Origin of the sequence: Enterococcus sp. DIV0421, assembly GCF_051713745.1 — a bacterium.
GTDB classification, from domain to species: Bacteria; Bacillota; Bacilli; order Lactobacillales; family Enterococcaceae; genus Enterococcus_D; species Enterococcus_D casseliflavus.
The window spans coordinates 1-14,761 of sequence record NZ_JBIOQM010000001.1 but is presented as its reverse complement, the minus strand read 5'-3'; the positions used below and the strand labels follow the sequence as shown (position 1 = coordinate 14,761).

Annotated in this window: 11 protein-coding genes, 1 pseudogene and 1 other annotated feature; of the genes and pseudogenes, 10 read left to right on the top strand and 2 right to left on the bottom strand. The window is 42.0% G+C overall.

Annotated features, from left to right (window positions below; genetic code table 11):
• The first annotated feature begins 294 nt into the window (after window positions 1–294).
• The 6 genes from pdhA (at window position 295) to IGI96_RS00035 (ending at window position 8,518) form a co-directional block, all read left to right on the top strand.
• Window positions 295–1,404 carry a pyruvate dehydrogenase (acetyl-transferring) E1 component subunit alpha gene (gene pdhA, locus IGI96_RS00060; protein WP_005231936.1) on the top strand — a complete coding sequence of 370 codons (1,110 nt, stop codon included), beginning with the start codon at window positions 295–297 and terminating at the stop codon, window positions 1,402–1,404.
• A 2-nt stretch (window positions 1,405–1,406) separates the two neighbouring features.
• Window positions 1,407–2,384: an alpha-ketoacid dehydrogenase subunit beta gene (locus tag IGI96_RS00055; protein WP_005230047.1), complete on the top strand. Its 978-nt coding sequence runs from the start codon at window positions 1,407–1,409 to the stop codon at window positions 2,382–2,384.
• Between the two features lie 25 nt (window positions 2,385–2,409).
• Window positions 2,410–4,056, top strand: coding sequence for a dihydrolipoyllysine-residue acetyltransferase (locus IGI96_RS00050; RefSeq protein ID WP_438784769.1), 1,647 nt, complete (start codon window positions 2,410–2,412; stop codon window positions 4,054–4,056).
• A 7-nt stretch (window positions 4,057–4,063) separates the two neighbouring features.
• Entirely contained in the window at window positions 4,064–5,470 is a 1,407-nt protein-coding gene (gene lpdA, locus IGI96_RS00045) for a dihydrolipoyl dehydrogenase (protein WP_005230052.1), read from the top strand.
• A gap of 110 nt (window positions 5,471–5,580) precedes the next feature.
• Window positions 5,581–5,834: a binding site (T-box leader), on the top strand.
• A gap of 50 nt (window positions 5,835–5,884) precedes the next feature.
• A complete protein-coding gene (locus IGI96_RS00040) occupies window positions 5,885–7,156 on the top strand; it encodes an O-acetylhomoserine aminocarboxypropyltransferase/cysteine synthase family protein (RefSeq protein WP_270288035.1) in 1,272 nt (423 codons plus the stop codon).
• A gap of 162 nt (window positions 7,157–7,318) precedes the next feature.
• Entirely contained in the window at window positions 7,319–8,518 is a 1,200-nt protein-coding gene (locus IGI96_RS00035; protein WP_270288034.1) for an MFS transporter, read from the top strand.
• Window positions 8,519–8,590: 72 nt separating this feature from the next.
• On the opposite strand, the gene IGI96_RS00030 is transcribed toward IGI96_RS00035, so the two are convergent.
• A complete protein-coding gene (locus IGI96_RS00030; RefSeq protein WP_270288033.1) occupies window positions 8,591–9,115 on the bottom strand; it encodes a type 1 glutamine amidotransferase domain-containing protein in 525 nt (174 codons plus the stop codon).
• 218 nt (window positions 9,116–9,333) lie between these two features.
• Here IGI96_RS00030 and IGI96_RS00025 point away from each other — a divergent pair, with 218 nt between their 5' ends.
• The 4 genes from IGI96_RS00025 to rlmD all read left to right on the top strand — a co-directional run bounded on the left by IGI96_RS00025 (window position 9,334) and on the right by rlmD (window position 13,959).
• Entirely contained in the window at window positions 9,334–9,606 is a 273-nt protein-coding gene (locus IGI96_RS00025) for a UPF0223 family protein (protein ID WP_008381425.1), read from the top strand.
• Between the two features lie 8 nt (window positions 9,607–9,614).
• Window positions 9,615–10,382 (top strand): inositol monophosphatase family protein, encoded by a 768-nt coding sequence (locus IGI96_RS00020; protein WP_005230062.1) that lies wholly within the window; start codon window positions 9,615–9,617, stop codon window positions 10,380–10,382.
• A 129-nt stretch (window positions 10,383–10,511) separates the two neighbouring features.
• Window positions 10,512–12,341: a translational GTPase TypA gene (gene typA, locus IGI96_RS00015; protein WP_270288032.1), complete on the top strand. Its 1,830-nt coding sequence runs from the start codon at window positions 10,512–10,514 to the stop codon at window positions 12,339–12,341.
• Between the two features lie 244 nt (window positions 12,342–12,585).
• Window positions 12,586–13,959 carry a 23S rRNA (uracil(1939)-C(5))-methyltransferase RlmD gene (rlmD, locus tag IGI96_RS00010; RefSeq protein WP_438784768.1) on the top strand — a complete coding sequence of 458 codons (1,374 nt, stop codon included), beginning with the start codon at window positions 12,586–12,588 and terminating at the stop codon, window positions 13,957–13,959.
• Between the two features lie 277 nt (window positions 13,960–14,236).
• Here rlmD and IGI96_RS00005 read toward each other — a convergent pair.
• Window positions 14,237–14,761: pseudogene (locus IGI96_RS00005) on the bottom strand (transposase); the annotation flags it as partial.

The following is a 14,761-nucleotide window of genomic DNA, read 5'->3' as shown; positions in this document are numbered from 1 at the left end:
TTAATGGTAAATCTGTTTAGCCAAATGATGATTGCTGTACTATTCTTAAATAAAAAAAAGAATCTGAAAAGAAAAAATTGAAGAAAGCGATTGCTTTAATGTGATTAATTTCACTAATGTTTTCTTAAGAGTTGCTACAGTGGGAATTGTTTTATTAAAAAAAATACCCTTTTCACTTGTCATTTTCGAAGTTAAATGATAATTTATAAGAGTAAATGAAATTTCGATAGTACAGATTTAAACCCTGTTACATACGAAAGTGAATTTTTATATCAGAGAGGAAAGTGTGTCAAGATGGCAAAAAAACAAAAAGCACTTGATTTCCAAGCGATTTTGGAGCAAGTCAATGCGGATTTTCCAACTTACCAAGCTTTGGACAAAGACGGGAAAATTGTAAATCAAGAGTTAGTACCAGATTTAAGTGACGACGAATTAGTTGAATTGATGACTCGTATGGTATGGTCTCGTGTATTAGACCAACGCTCAACTGCGTTAAACCGTCAAGGTCGTCTAGGTTTCTTCGCGCCAACTGCTGGACAAGAAGCAAGCCAATTAGCAAGTCAATTTGCTTTTGAAAAAGAAGACGTTCTATTACCTGGTTACCGTGATGTACCACAATTGATCCAACACGGTCTGCCATTGAAAGAAGCGTTCTTATGGTCACGTGGTCACGTTGCCGGGAACCTTTACCCAGAAGATTTAAAAGCATTGCCACCACAAATCATCATCGGTGCACAATACGTCCAAGCAGCCGGCGTTGCTTTAGGATTGAAAAAACGCAATAAGAAAAATGTTGTATTCACTTATACAGGTGATGGCGGTTCTTCACAAGGGGACTTCTATGAAGCAATCAACTTTGCAGGGGCATACCATGCAAACGCTGTATTCTACATCCAAAACAATGGTTTTGCGATCTCTACACCTCGTGAAGTACAAAGTGCGGCACCAACATTGGCACAAAAAGCAGCAGCAGCTGGGATCCCTGGTATCCAAGTTGACGGTATGGATCCATTGGCAGTGTACTATGTTTCTAAAGCAGCTCGTGAATGGGCAGCAAACGGCAACGGTCCTGTATTGATCGAAACCTTGACTTACCGTTACGGTCCACATACATTGTCTGGTGATGATCCAACCCGTTACCGTTCAAAAGACATGGACAGCGAATGGCAACAAAAAGATCCATTGGTACGTTTCCGTACTTACCTAACTGAAAAAGGACTTTGGTCTGAAGAAAAAGAAGAACAAGTCATTGAACAAACAAAAGAAGAAATCAAAGCAGCGATCGCTGAAGCTGACCGCGTGCCAAAACAAAAAGTTTCAGATTTCTTGAAAAACATGTTTGAAGTTCAACCACAAAACATTAAAGAACAAATTGCAACTTATGAAGCGAAGGAGTCGAAATAGTCATGGCACAAAAAACAATGATTCAAGCAATTACAGATGCCTTAGCTGTTGAAATGGAAAATGACAAAGAGATTTTAGTCTTTGGTGAAGATGTCGGTAAAAACGGCGGGGTTTTCCGTGCAACAGAAGGTTTACAAGAAAAATTCGGCGAAGATCGTGTCTTCGATACCCCTCTTGCTGAATCTGGTATCGGCGGCTTGGCTTTCGGTTTAGCATTAGAAGGTTTCCGTCCAGTTCCAGAAATCCAATTCTTTGGTTTCGTATTTGAAACCTTTGACGAAATCGTTGGTCAAATGGCGCGTACTCGTTACCGTATGGGTGGTACACGTAATTTACCAATCACTATTCGTTCACCATTTGGTGGCGGTGTGCACACACCAGAATTGCACTCAGATAACTTGGAAGGATTGATCGCTCAATCACCTGGTATCCGTGTCGTTATTCCATCAAACCCATATGATGCAAAAGGATTATTGATTGCTTCTATCCGCAGCAATGACCCAGTTGTTTTCTTAGAGCACATGAAACTTTACCGTTCATTCCGTGAAGAAGTGCCAGAAGAAGCATACGAAGTTCCTTTAGACAAAGCAGCAGTAACTCGTGAAGGTTCTGATGTTTCCATCATCACTTATGGTGCGATGGTTCGTGAAGCAATCAAAGCTGCTGACAACTTAGCGAAAGAAAACATCAACGCTGAAATCATCGACTTGCGTACAGTTGCTCCTCTTGATGTTGAAACGATCATCAAATCAGTTGAAAAAACTGGTCGTGTGGTTGTCGTTCAAGAAGCACAAAAACAAGCAGGTGTTGGTGCTCAAGTCGTTTCTGAAATTTCTGAACGTGCGGTTCTATCACTAGAAGCTCCAATCGGACGCGTGTCTGCACCAGATACGATCTTCCCATTCGGTCAAGCTGAAAACATTTGGTTGCCAAATGCAAAAGACATCGAAGACAAAGTGAAAGAAATCGTGAACTTTTAATAGTTGAAGAAGGGAAGAATAGAAAATGGCATTTCAATTTAAATTACCGGATATCGGTGAAGGAATTGCAGAAGGCGAAATCGTAAAATGGTTCGTCAAAGCAGGGGATACCATCAATGAAGATGATACCTTACTAGAAGTTCAAAATGATAAATCAGTGGAAGAAATTCCATCTCCAGTAACAGGAACAGTGAAAAACATCGTTGTCCCTGAAGGTACAGTCGCAAACGTTGGGGACGTCCTTGTTGAGATCGATGCACCAGGACATGAAGACAACGAAGGCGATGAAGGTGTAGCAGCAGAGTCTCAAACACCAGCAAAACCAGCGGCAGAACCTACAACGGAAACGGCTGAAGCATCAGCTGGTTCTTCTGAAGGTTCAGGCGTTTTCCAATTCAAATTACCAGATATCGGTGAAGGAATTGCAGAAGGCGAAATCGTAAAATGGTTCGTTAAAGCAGGAGATACCATCAATGAAGATGATACGTTGCTTGAAGTTCAAAACGACAAATCAGTGGAAGAAATTCCATCTCCAGTAACAGGAACAGTGAAAAACGTCGTTGTTGCTGAAGGAACAGTCGCAAATGTTGGGGATGTTTTAGTTGAAATCGACGCACCTGGTCACAACAGTGCGCCTGCTTCATCAAGCACATCTGTAGAAGCACCAAAAGAAAAAGTGGAAACTTCTGGTTCAGCAAGTGTTGTTGAAGCAGCAGATCCTAACAAACGCGTATTGGCTATGCCTTCTGTCCGTCAATTTGCTCGTGAAAAAGATGTTGATATTTCTCAAGTATCAGCAACAGGTAAAGGCGGCCGTGTAACAAAAGAAGACATCGAAAACTTCCTATCAGGTGGCGGACAAGCTGCAAAAGCTGAAACTCAAGCTCCTGCGAAAGAAGAAACAAAAGCTGCAGCAACTGAAAGCAAACCAGCAGCTCCAGCAAAAGCCTTCAAATCAAACTTAGGTGATTTAGAAGAACGTGTGGCCTTAACACCTACACGTAAAGCAATCGCTAAAGCGATGGTAAACAGCAAACAAACAGCACCTCATGTAACCTTGCATGATGAAGTTGAAGTAACAAACCTATGGGATAACCGTAAGAAATTCAAAGAAGTTGCTGTTGCAAACGGCACAAAACTTACTTTCTTACCATATGTTGTGAAAGCATTGACTGCAACAGTGAAAAAATTCCCTATCTTGAATGCGTCGATCGATGATGCAAAACAAGAGATCGTATACAAAAACTATTACAACATCGGTATCGCAACAGATACTGACCATGGTTTGTATGTACCAAACGTAAAAGATGCAGATCGTAAAGGCATGTTTGCTATCGCCGATGAAATCAACGAAAAAGCAAAACTTGCTCATGACGGCAAATTAGCTGCAGATGATATGCGTAACGGTACCATCACGATCAGTAACATTGGTTCAGTTGGTGGCGGCTGGTTCACACCAGTAATCAACTACCCTGAAGTAGCTATTTTGGGTGTAGGTACGATCGCGCAACAACCAATCGTAAACGCTGAAGGCGAAATCGTTGTCGGACGTGTGATGAAACTTTCATTAAGCTTCGACCACCGTATCGTTGATGGCGCAACAGCGCAACAAGCAATGAATAATATCAAACGTCTATTAGCTGATCCAGAGCTATTAATGATGGAAGGATGATTAACAAATGGTAGTTGGAGATTTTGCTGTTGAATTAGATACAGTTGTAATCGGTGCGGGACCTGGCGGCTATGTAGCTGCCATCCGCGCTGCTGAAATGGGACAAAAAGTAGCAATCATTGAAAGAGAATACATCGGCGGCGTTTGTTTAAACGTTGGTTGTATCCCTTCAAAAGCCTTGATCGCTGCAGGTCATCATTACCAAGAATCTTTGGATTCAACAATGTTTGGTGTAACAAGTGAAAATGTTTCCCTTGATTTTACCAAAACACAAGAATGGAAAGACAACAAAGTCGTTAAAACGTTAACTTCTGGTGTTGGTTTCCTATTGAAAAAACATAAAGTTGAAACAATTGAAGGAGAAGCTTTCTTCGTTGATGATCACACATTGCGTGTCATCCACCCAGATTCAGCACAAACTTACTCTTTCAACAATGCAATCATCGCAACAGGTTCTCGTCCAATTGAAATCCCTGGTTTCAAATTCGGCGGACGTGTCCTTGATTCAACTGGTGGATTGGCATTAAAAGAAGTTCCTAAAAAATTCGTTGTTATCGGTGGCGGTGTCATCGGTTCTGAACTAGGTGCAGCGTATGCAAACCTAGGTGCAGAAGTAACGATCCTTGAAGGTTCTCCTCAAATCTTGCCAACCTATGAAAAAGACATGGTCAAATTGGTTGAAGAAGACTTTGCGAAAAAAGGTGTAACAGTCGTTACCAACGCAATGGCGAAAGAAGCAATTGACAATGGCGACAGCGTAACTGTGAAATATGCCGTAGATGGTAAAGAAGAATCAGTTACTGCTGATTACGTGATGGTTACTGTTGGCCGTCGTCCAAATACTGATGACATGGGCTTGGAACAAGCAGGTGTTGAAGTAGGCGAACGCGGATTGATCACGGTTGACAAACAAGGCCGTACCAACGTATCAAACATCTACGCAATTGGTGATATCGTTCCTGGTGCTGCATTAGCACATAAAGCCAGCTACGAAGCAAAAATCGCTGCTGAAGCAATCTCTGGCAAAAAAGTTGCCGTTGATTACAAAGCGATGCCTGCAGTTGCCTTTACTGACCCAGAATTGGCTTCTGTCGGTATGACGATCAAAGATGCCAAGGATGCTGGAATTGAAGCAAAAGCATTCAAATTCCCATTCTCAGGTAACGGTCGTGCGTTATCTCTAGGAAAAACCGAAGGATTCATTCGCTTAGTAACAACGGTTGAAGACAATGTGATCATCGGTGCGCAAATTGCTGGTTTAGGAGCAAGCGATATGGTTTCAGAACTTGCTCTTGCTATTGAATCTGGCATGAACGCAGAAGATATCGCGTTAACCATCCATCCACATCCATCTCTAGGTGAGATCACAATGGATGCTGCTGAGTTAGCTCTAGGTTTACCAATCCACATTTAAGCTTTTTGAAACTCGTTCATCATTTGGTGAACGAGTTTTTTTATCACCAAAAATAAAGCGATCCTAAGCTATTGACAGAATCTTCTGTAAATGATACGATGCTCTTAATATTTCAACCGTTGATGAGGAAAGTACATTGATTTGGCAAGCCTAGAGAGTCTTCGTAGGGTGCAAGAAGAACTTGTAGAATCAATCGAAAATGGCCTCAGAGGTGATCTTCTGAACTTGTACGAAAGATAAGAAGATCCGGGTGCGCCCGCTATCGCGTCAGAGTATAACGACGTTAATTTGTCGCGTACTTGCTGAGAAGCATGCTGGAAAGTCTGCTTGAATAAAGGTGGTAACACGTAAACACGTCCTTTGATATCTCGATATCAGAGGGCTTTTTTATTTGTATTATTAAGGAGGAATAGTATGACAGAAAGATTTGAGACGATTCAATTACACGGAGGACAAACACCAGATCCTACCACAGGGAGTCGCGCCGTACCCATTTATCAAACCACATCGTATGTGTTTGAGGACGCAGATCAAGCGGCAGCGAGATTTAGTCTTAGTGAGAATGGCAATATCTATACCCGTATTACCAATCCGACAACGGCTGTTCTAGAAGAACGACTAGCCCTCTTAGAAGGCGGTGTCGGTGCGTTAGCAACGGCTTCTGGCTCAGCAGCGATCACCTATGCGATTTTAAATCTTGCACAAGCAGGAGATCATATCGTTTCTGCTGCTTCAATTTATGGGGGGACCTATAATTTATTCGCTCATACGTTGCCAGATTTTGGCATCACTACAAGCTTTGTTGATAGTGAAGATCTGGCAGCACTAAAAGCAGCCATCCAAGAAAATACTAAAGCAGTTTTTCTAGAGTCTTTAGGCAATCCAGATATTGATATTGCCGACTTTAAAAAGATTGCAGCGATCGCTCATGAAGCAGGGATTCCCCTCATCATTGACAATACCTTTGCGACTCCTTATCTGTTTCGAGGATTTGAGCATGGGGCGGACATCGTCGTTTATTCCACGACAAAATACCTCGGTGGTCACGGTGCTGCTTTGGGAGGGGCCATTATCGACAGCGGCAACTTTGATTGGACAAATGGCAAATTTCCCAAGCTGGTCGATCCCGATCATAGCTACCATGGAATCTCATGGGTAGAAGCCGCTGGTAACGCTGCCTATATCACTCGGGCACGAACGATTCTTTTACGAGATACAGGCGCTGCGATTTCTCCCTTCAATTCATGGGTGTTGCTGTTAGGCATCGAGACGCTTTCGTTGCGGATGGAACGTCATGTAGAAAATGCGCAACAAGTTGCTGAATTTTTAGCCAAGCACTCGGAAGTCTCTGGGGTTCATTTCCCAACACTGCCGGACAGCCCCTATTTTGAACGGGCGCAGGAGTATTTCCCCAAAGGGACCAGTTCCGTCTTTTCCTTTGGATTAAAGGGTGGGGCAGAAGCAAGCAAAACCTTTTGTGGCGCAACCAAGCTCTTCTCTTTGCTGGCAAATGTCGGGGATGCAAAGTCCTTGATCATCCATCCAGCTTCGACGACCCATTCCCAGCTTAGCGTAGAAGAACTTGCAGCAGCCAAAATTCGTCCAGAGACGATTCGCTTATCCATTGGATTGGAAAACATCAACGATCTATTGGAAGATCTCACGCAAGCCTTCCAACAGCTCTAAATAGTTGAAGCAGTAGGAAAAGCGCAGGATACTATGCTGCGCTTTTTTGTTGTCGGTTAGTGTTTCAAATAAAACTGCGGTTTCTGTTGATAGAAGGATAGTAAATCCATCGGTTCTATGCTATATTTAGTTGCTAAGGAATATGGATAAGGTGGGGGATGTATGCGTAATCATGCAAGTGACAAGAGGATTCGGTTTTACTACACAAGTTTGCAATTTCTTTATTGGATGATGTTTTGCTCAATCTATGGCTTTGCGACCCTTTTTTTGATTTATTTCAAGGTCGATCCAGCAAAAATTGGCGGTATTTTAGCCTTAGTCAATATTGCGTCTACGATCTTGCAGCCCTTCATCAGTCAAATCATTATCAAAAAAAGTAAAGTACCGCTGATCGTTGTCTTGAAAACGATGACAATCGGCGTGGTCGCGGTGCTTTTAGCAGGTGTGATTTTCCCTGCATTATCAATACTGACCTATGTTTTAGGAGGGATTTTGCTCGTTTCCATGCAGTCCTTTCTCAACGCCTTGGCGTTTGAATACACGAATAGCGGCAACAAAATCAATTTTGGCTTTTCGCGTGCGGGTGGGTCACTAGGATTTGCGGGGACCTCCTTTTTACTGGGGCAGCTCTTGGAGGAGTTTTCGGCAGCCCTTTTGCCTATGATCGCTATCGGGCAGGCCGTTTTGTTTCTCATTATTTTGCTTTTGCTGCCAGCGATCAAGAAGCCAGAAATGCCCGTGATGCTTACTGAACAAAGTCATTCAGGTGCCTTTTTGAAAAAATATCCTTTTTTACTCTTTCTCTTTGTCGGGTTTAGCTTTCTTTTCAGCTTCCACACGATGATCAACAGCTTTTTGGCACAAATTTTTGCAGATATTGGCGGTGGCAGTAAGGAAGTTGGCATCGCCCTGATGGTTGCGGCGTTATGCGAATTGCCTGGCATGATTTTCTTTGAACAGTTAGTGAGGATACGGTCTAGCCGTTTTTGGCTGTTGTTTTCCAGTGTTGCCTTTGCCATTCGTGGGGTGCTGATGCTGTTGATCAGCTCCATCATCTTGATGGAATTGAGCCATTTGATGCAAGGGGTTAGTTTTGCTTTGTTTATTCCAGCTTCAGCTTATTTGTTCAACCATAGTTTGGCAGATGAAGATCGGGTTTTTGGACAAACGATTATTATCATTGCTACCACGATCGGTGGCGTGATTGGCAATCTTTTGGGCGGGATGCTGATCCAAAGCTTCGGTGTCTGGGAAATGCTTTTGATTGGGACTGGGTTTGCCGTTCTAGGTGCTGCATTGACCTTTATCGGTGTGAAAAAAATCCCTAAAAGTAACAAGAAACTAGCGATCCTAAGCGAATGATCGATAGGTAAAAAAAAGAGTTGCGGCCGTATTTGCTTCGGTCGCAACTCTTTTAAATCTGATCAACGGGTACTATTTCTTTTCTAATACAGCGATAAATTCCCGCATATAGTCTGGTAGATCTGGAGGTCGGCGGCTGGAAACGATATGTCCATCCGTAACCACAGGTGTATCCACCCATGTGGCTCCAGCATTTGTCATATCATCTTTGATGCCTGGTGTACTGGTGACCGTCTTGCCTTGCAGGATATTCGCAGAAATCAAGACCCAGCCTGCATGACAGATTTGACCAATGACTTTTTCGTCTTTGTCCATCGTTTGCACGAAAGAGATGACCTCTGGGAAACGTCGTAATTTATCAGGCGCCCAACCACCTGGAACTAAGATGGCATCGTAGTCATCGGCATGAATATCAGAAAAAGCATAGGCTGATTCTGCGGGTACACCGTATTTGCCAATATACGTTTTATGCGCTTCTTCACCGACTAAATCGACTTGCGCGCCTTCTTCCCGTAACCGATGGACCGGGTACCACAGTTCTAAATCTTCGAATTCATTGTCGACTAAGGCAATGATTTTTTTGTTTTCTAAACGCAAGAGAATTCCTCCTTTAGGTTGCTAACACAAGTGTAACAAATGCCTAGAAAAACAACAAAATATCCGCTTTGCTGTCGGTGACTAAACGAGCAGAGTGATTCTTTGTTAGTTTTTTTAAGAGAATTACCTATAAAAAAATGCTTGTACCAAAGAACCTCTTTTCGACAATAAGAGGTTTTATGGTACACTGGAAGAGAAAGAAACTAGAGGTGAAAACTATGCGGGATTATCAATATCCTCTTGACTTAGATTGGTCGACAGATGAAATGGTCGTCGTCATGAAGATGTGGGAACGATTAGAACAAGCCTATGAAAAAGGCCTTCCTAGTAGTACGTTTCTTGAGGCGTATCAAGCCTTTAAGAAAGTCGTTCCTAGCATTGGCGAGGAACGCCGTTTAGGCAGAGAATTTGAAGAACTATCAGGCTATTCGCTGTACCATGCTGTGCAGGCAGCGAAAAAGACTGAGGGAAAACTAAAAATGAAAGGGTAGATCAACGAATGCATGAAATCGTTAATGAAGTTCGCCAGTGGATGATCGCTGCAGGTGAAACGATCAAAGACAATTTAAATAAAGAAGACTTAGTGGTCGAGACAAAATCAGGACGGAAAGACTTAGTGACAGAATTGGATAAAGCCACGCAAGATTTTCTGATTGGTAAGATCCAATCCTATGATCCGGATGCCAAAATTTTAGGTGAAGAAAACGGACTGGACACACTTGCCGACATGAGTGGGCGGGTCTTCATCATTGATCCGATCGATGGAACGATGAATTTCGTGTTAGAAAAAGAAAACTTTTGTATCATGATCGCGATTTACGAAGAGGGCAAAGGGCGCTTTGGCTTTGTCTATAATGTTATGAAAGATGAATTCTTATGGGGTGGGCCAGAGATTGGTGTCTATAACAATGGCAAGCAGATCGAACCGCCGAAAGATATTGCCTTATCCGAAGGTCTCGTTGGCTTGAATTCGCCCATGTTGATTCATAACCGCCACCACGAAACCGAGGTCAGTGACAAAGCATTAGGCATTCGTATGACTGGCTGTGCTGGGGTAGAGCTGATTGCCCTCGCTAAAGGACAAAGAGCAGGCTATCTTTCTCATCTTGCGCCATGGGATTATGCACCAGGAGGCGTTTTGTTAGAAACCCTTGGATTAAAGATGGCTAACATCAAAGGAGAGCCGCTATCCTTGAATGGACGGGAATTGTTCGTAGGCGGTACACCGAAAGCTTTTGAAGAATTATTGGCGATCGTCAATCAATAAGAAAAAACCAGATATTTATTAAATATCTGGTTTTTTCTGTAAAAATGAAAACTTTGCACTATATTTCAGAAAGAAATTCTGGTATAATGGCTTGTCGAGTGCAATGTCACCAAAAAAGGAGTTTATAAATTGAATATTAGAAATGATATCCGCAACGTCGCTATTATTGCCCACGTTGACCACGGAAAAACTACATTAGTTGATGAATTATTGAAACAATCCCAAACGTTAGATAGCCATACCCAATTACAAGAACGGGCGATGGATTCAAATGCGATCGAAAAAGAACGTGGTATCACGATCTTAGCGAAAAATACAGCGGTTGAATACAACGGAACCAAAATCAATATCATGGATACCCCAGGACACGCGGACTTCGGTGGTGAAGTAGAGCGGATCATGAAAATGGTCGATGGTGTTGTTTTGGTTGTTGATGCTTATGAAGGAACGATGCCTCAAACACGTTTCGTATTGAAAAAAGCGTTGGAACAACATTTAGTCCCAATCGTTGTTGTTAACAAAATCGACAAACCATCTGCTCGTCCTGAGCACGTGGTAGATGAAGTATTAGAACTATTTATCGAATTAGGTGCAGACGATGACCAATTGGACTTCCCAGTGATCTACGCTTCAGCGATCAACGGAACCTCAAGTGAATCAGATGATCCTGCCGATCAACAAAAAACGATGGCACCATTGTTTGATACAATCGTAAAACACATTCCAGCGCCAATCGACAACAGCGATGAGCCATTGCAATTCCAAGTATCATTGCTTGATTACAATGACTACGTTGGACGTATCGGTATTGGCCGTGTCTTCCGCGGATCAATCAAAGTCGGCGACCAAGTTGCATTGATGAAATTAAACGGAGAAGTTAAAAAATTCCGTGTGACAAAACTTTTCGGTTTCTTCGGTTTGAAACGTTTGGAAATCCAAGAAGCCAAAGCCGGTGATTTGATTGCCGTTTCTGGGATGGAAGATATCTTCGTTGGTGAAACTGTTACACCAATCGATCATCAAGATTCATTACCTGTTTTACACATTGATGAACCAACTTTGCAAATGACCTTTATCGTGAACAATTCACCATTTGCGGGTCGCGAAGGAAAATTCGTAACCGCTCGTAAAATTGAAGAACGCTTAATGGCGCAATTGCAAACAGACGTTTCATTGCGTGTGGATCCAATCGGACCTGATTCATGGATTGTTTCTGGACGTGGCGAACTTCATTTGTCAATTTTGATCGAAAATATGCGTCGTGAAGGCTTTGAATTGCAAGTTTCTCGTCCAGAAGTTATCGAACGCGAAATCGATGGCGTGAAATGCGAACCATTTGAACGGGTGCAAATCGATACCCCAGAAGAATACATGGGATCAGTAATCGAATCATTGGGAATGCGTAAAGCAGAAATGCAAGATATGATCAATACAGGGAATGGACAAGTACGGATCATTTTCTTGGCACCAGCTCGTGGCTTAATCGGTTACACGACAGAATTCCTATCAATGACTCGCGGCTACGGCATCATGCACCACACCTTCGATCAATATTTGCCAATGATCCAAGGACAAATTGGTGGCCGTCATCAAGGCGCACTTGTATCGATCGATACAGGAAAAGCAACGACTTACTCGATCATGAGTATTGAAGAACGTGGAACGGTCTTCGTTGAACCAGGTACCGAAGTGTACGAAGGAATGATCATTGGTGAAAACTCTCGTGACAAAGACTTAACGGTCAATATCACGAAAGCAAAACAAATGACCAACGTCCGTTCTGCAAACAAAGACCAAACCTCAGTTATCAAGAAACCTCGTATTCTTTCTTTGGAAGAATCACTGGAATTCTTGAATGATGATGAATACTGTGAAGTAACACCAGAAAGCATTCGTTTAAGAAAACAAATCTTGAACAAGAGCGAACGGGAAAAATCACAGAAAAAGAAAAATAACTGATAACTAAAACAGTGATCAAAAGTTTTAAACACTTCTGATCTGTTCGATTTTCCGAAGGATGGAAAAGGGATTGCTCCTGTGTTGCAGCGGCTCTTCGCCGCAGGACCCAGAAAAAGCAATCAGCCGATTTCCCTCCTTCGGTTCTTTTTTGCTCGAAGTCAAGTTGAACCGTTAGAATAAGCACCGCTTGCAATTTCGGCCATTCCTTTTTAAAATGAAGAAAGCAAGCACAAAGGAGAAATCTATGAAAAATTATCCTGTTAAAAAGAATCAGGAACTTGAAGTTGATATTTTGGATCTTTCCCATGAAGGAAATGGGATCGCCAAAGTCGATGGGTACTTATTATTTATTGAAAACACCCTGCCAAATGAACGTGCCTTAGTCAAAGTATTGAAAGTCGGCAACAAATTTGGTTTTGCCAAAGTGATGAAACTGTTGCAAGCAAGTCCTGATCGGCAAGAATTGCCGAATGAAGCATTGTTGCGCACCGGGATCGCCCCATTGAGTCATTTGAGCTATGACAAACAATTAGCCTTCAAACAGCAGCAAGTAGAGAATGTTTTGGCTAAAATCGCCAAATTGCCTGAAATCACAGTCAATGCGCCAATCGGAATGGAAAAACCATTTGGTTACCGCAACAAAGCGCAAATCCCTGTGCAAAAAATCCATGGGGAATTAACGACTGGATTTTACCGCAAAAACAGCCATACTCTGGTACCGATCGAAGACTTTTATATTCAAGATCCAAACATCGATCAAGCAATCATCAAAGTCAGAGATATTTTGCAGCGGTTCAATGTCAAAGCCTACAATGAAGAAGCCCATGAAGGGTTCTTACGCCACATTGTCGTTCGTCGTGGGCATCACTCAGGTGAAATGATGGTCGTATTAGTGACACGTAAACCGAAATTCTTCAAAGGAGAAGAAATCGCGGAAGTGATCCACGAAGAGATTCCAGAAGTTGTTTCTGTCATTCAAAACATCAATGAAGAAAAAACCAATGTGATCATGGGGGAATTCGAGCGTGTGTTGTATGGCAAGTCATCGATCGATGATCAATTATTAGGTAAAACCTTCCAAATCTCAGCGAAATCTTTCTACCAAGTCAACACAGCGCAAACAGAAGTCTTGTATCAAAACGCCTTCGAGATGGCGCAACTGTCTGAAAATGATGTCGTTGTGGATGCTTATGCAGGAATCGGAACAATCGGGATTAGTTTGGCTGATCGCGTGAAAGAAGTGTTAGGGATGGAAGTCATTCCTGAAGCAGTGAACGATGCCAAAGCCAATGCCAAAAGAAATGGTGTCGAAAATGTGCATTATTTTATCGGTAAAGCCGAAAAAATCATGCCGCAATGGCTACGCGAAGGCATTCAACCGACAGTCGTCTTCGTTGATCCACCTCGCAAAGGTTTAGATGCTAGCTTTATCGAAACGACTGCTGCGGTTAAACCAGAGCGCATCGTCTACATTTCCTGCAATCCAGCAACCTTGGCTCGTGACCTCGCGTTATTTGCGGAAGAAGGGTATGTGACAAAAGAAGTCCAACCTGTTGATTTGTTCCCACAAACGACCCATGTCGAGACTATTACAGTAATACAAAAGAAAACTATGTAGAAATCTTTAATTTTAAATTGTTCTATAGACATGTGCATTTTAATCCAAAAGATGAAAAAGTAAAAAATAAAGTTATTAAAGATTATTTTAAAGTGTCTATTGTTATAGATTTAGAACATGTGAATTTAAATAATATTTGATGTTTAAAAAATGAAATCTAGTTGTCTTAGATTATAGAAAAATCTTATAACCTAATGCTCTTTGTCAATAAGGAATAATATTTTTCGAAAAATCAAATCTGGGTTAGAATGTATCCCATTCTGGCGCAGATTTTTTGTTATCTTATATTGATTAATTGATTGATAAAAAAGATTCTAATTCTCATGTTCTCGAATGATTTAAATCCGTAGGATACTCGTTTCATTGTCTTTATGTGGGTATTCTTCGCTTCTATTTTTTCATTGGAATAAGGATAGATCATTGCGTTGGTGATGCCTTCTTCATGGGGCAGAAGGTTTTGAAGCTTCTCGCGAAAGCCATCATCTGACGTTTCTGGAAGTTCTGCCAATAAGGAGAAAAATAAGTTAGGGTCTCTGTCTCGAAAGGCTTCAACTAATTCATGAAAAAAGGGATACGCCTCCTTCAGGGGCGTAGAAAACTCAAGCAAACGATCAATCATCATTGCTTCAGTAAGAAATGGGTATTTTGGTGCTCGGAAACTTTTCCATGTTTTGTATTCATAATGGTTGATGTTTGTACGATTTTTTAGCAAAAAGCGCCAGTTCTTTTTCAGTTTTTCTGTACTGCTTTACGAAGTTCATTCATTTCACGGATACGCAACTCATTGAACGCTTGATTCATG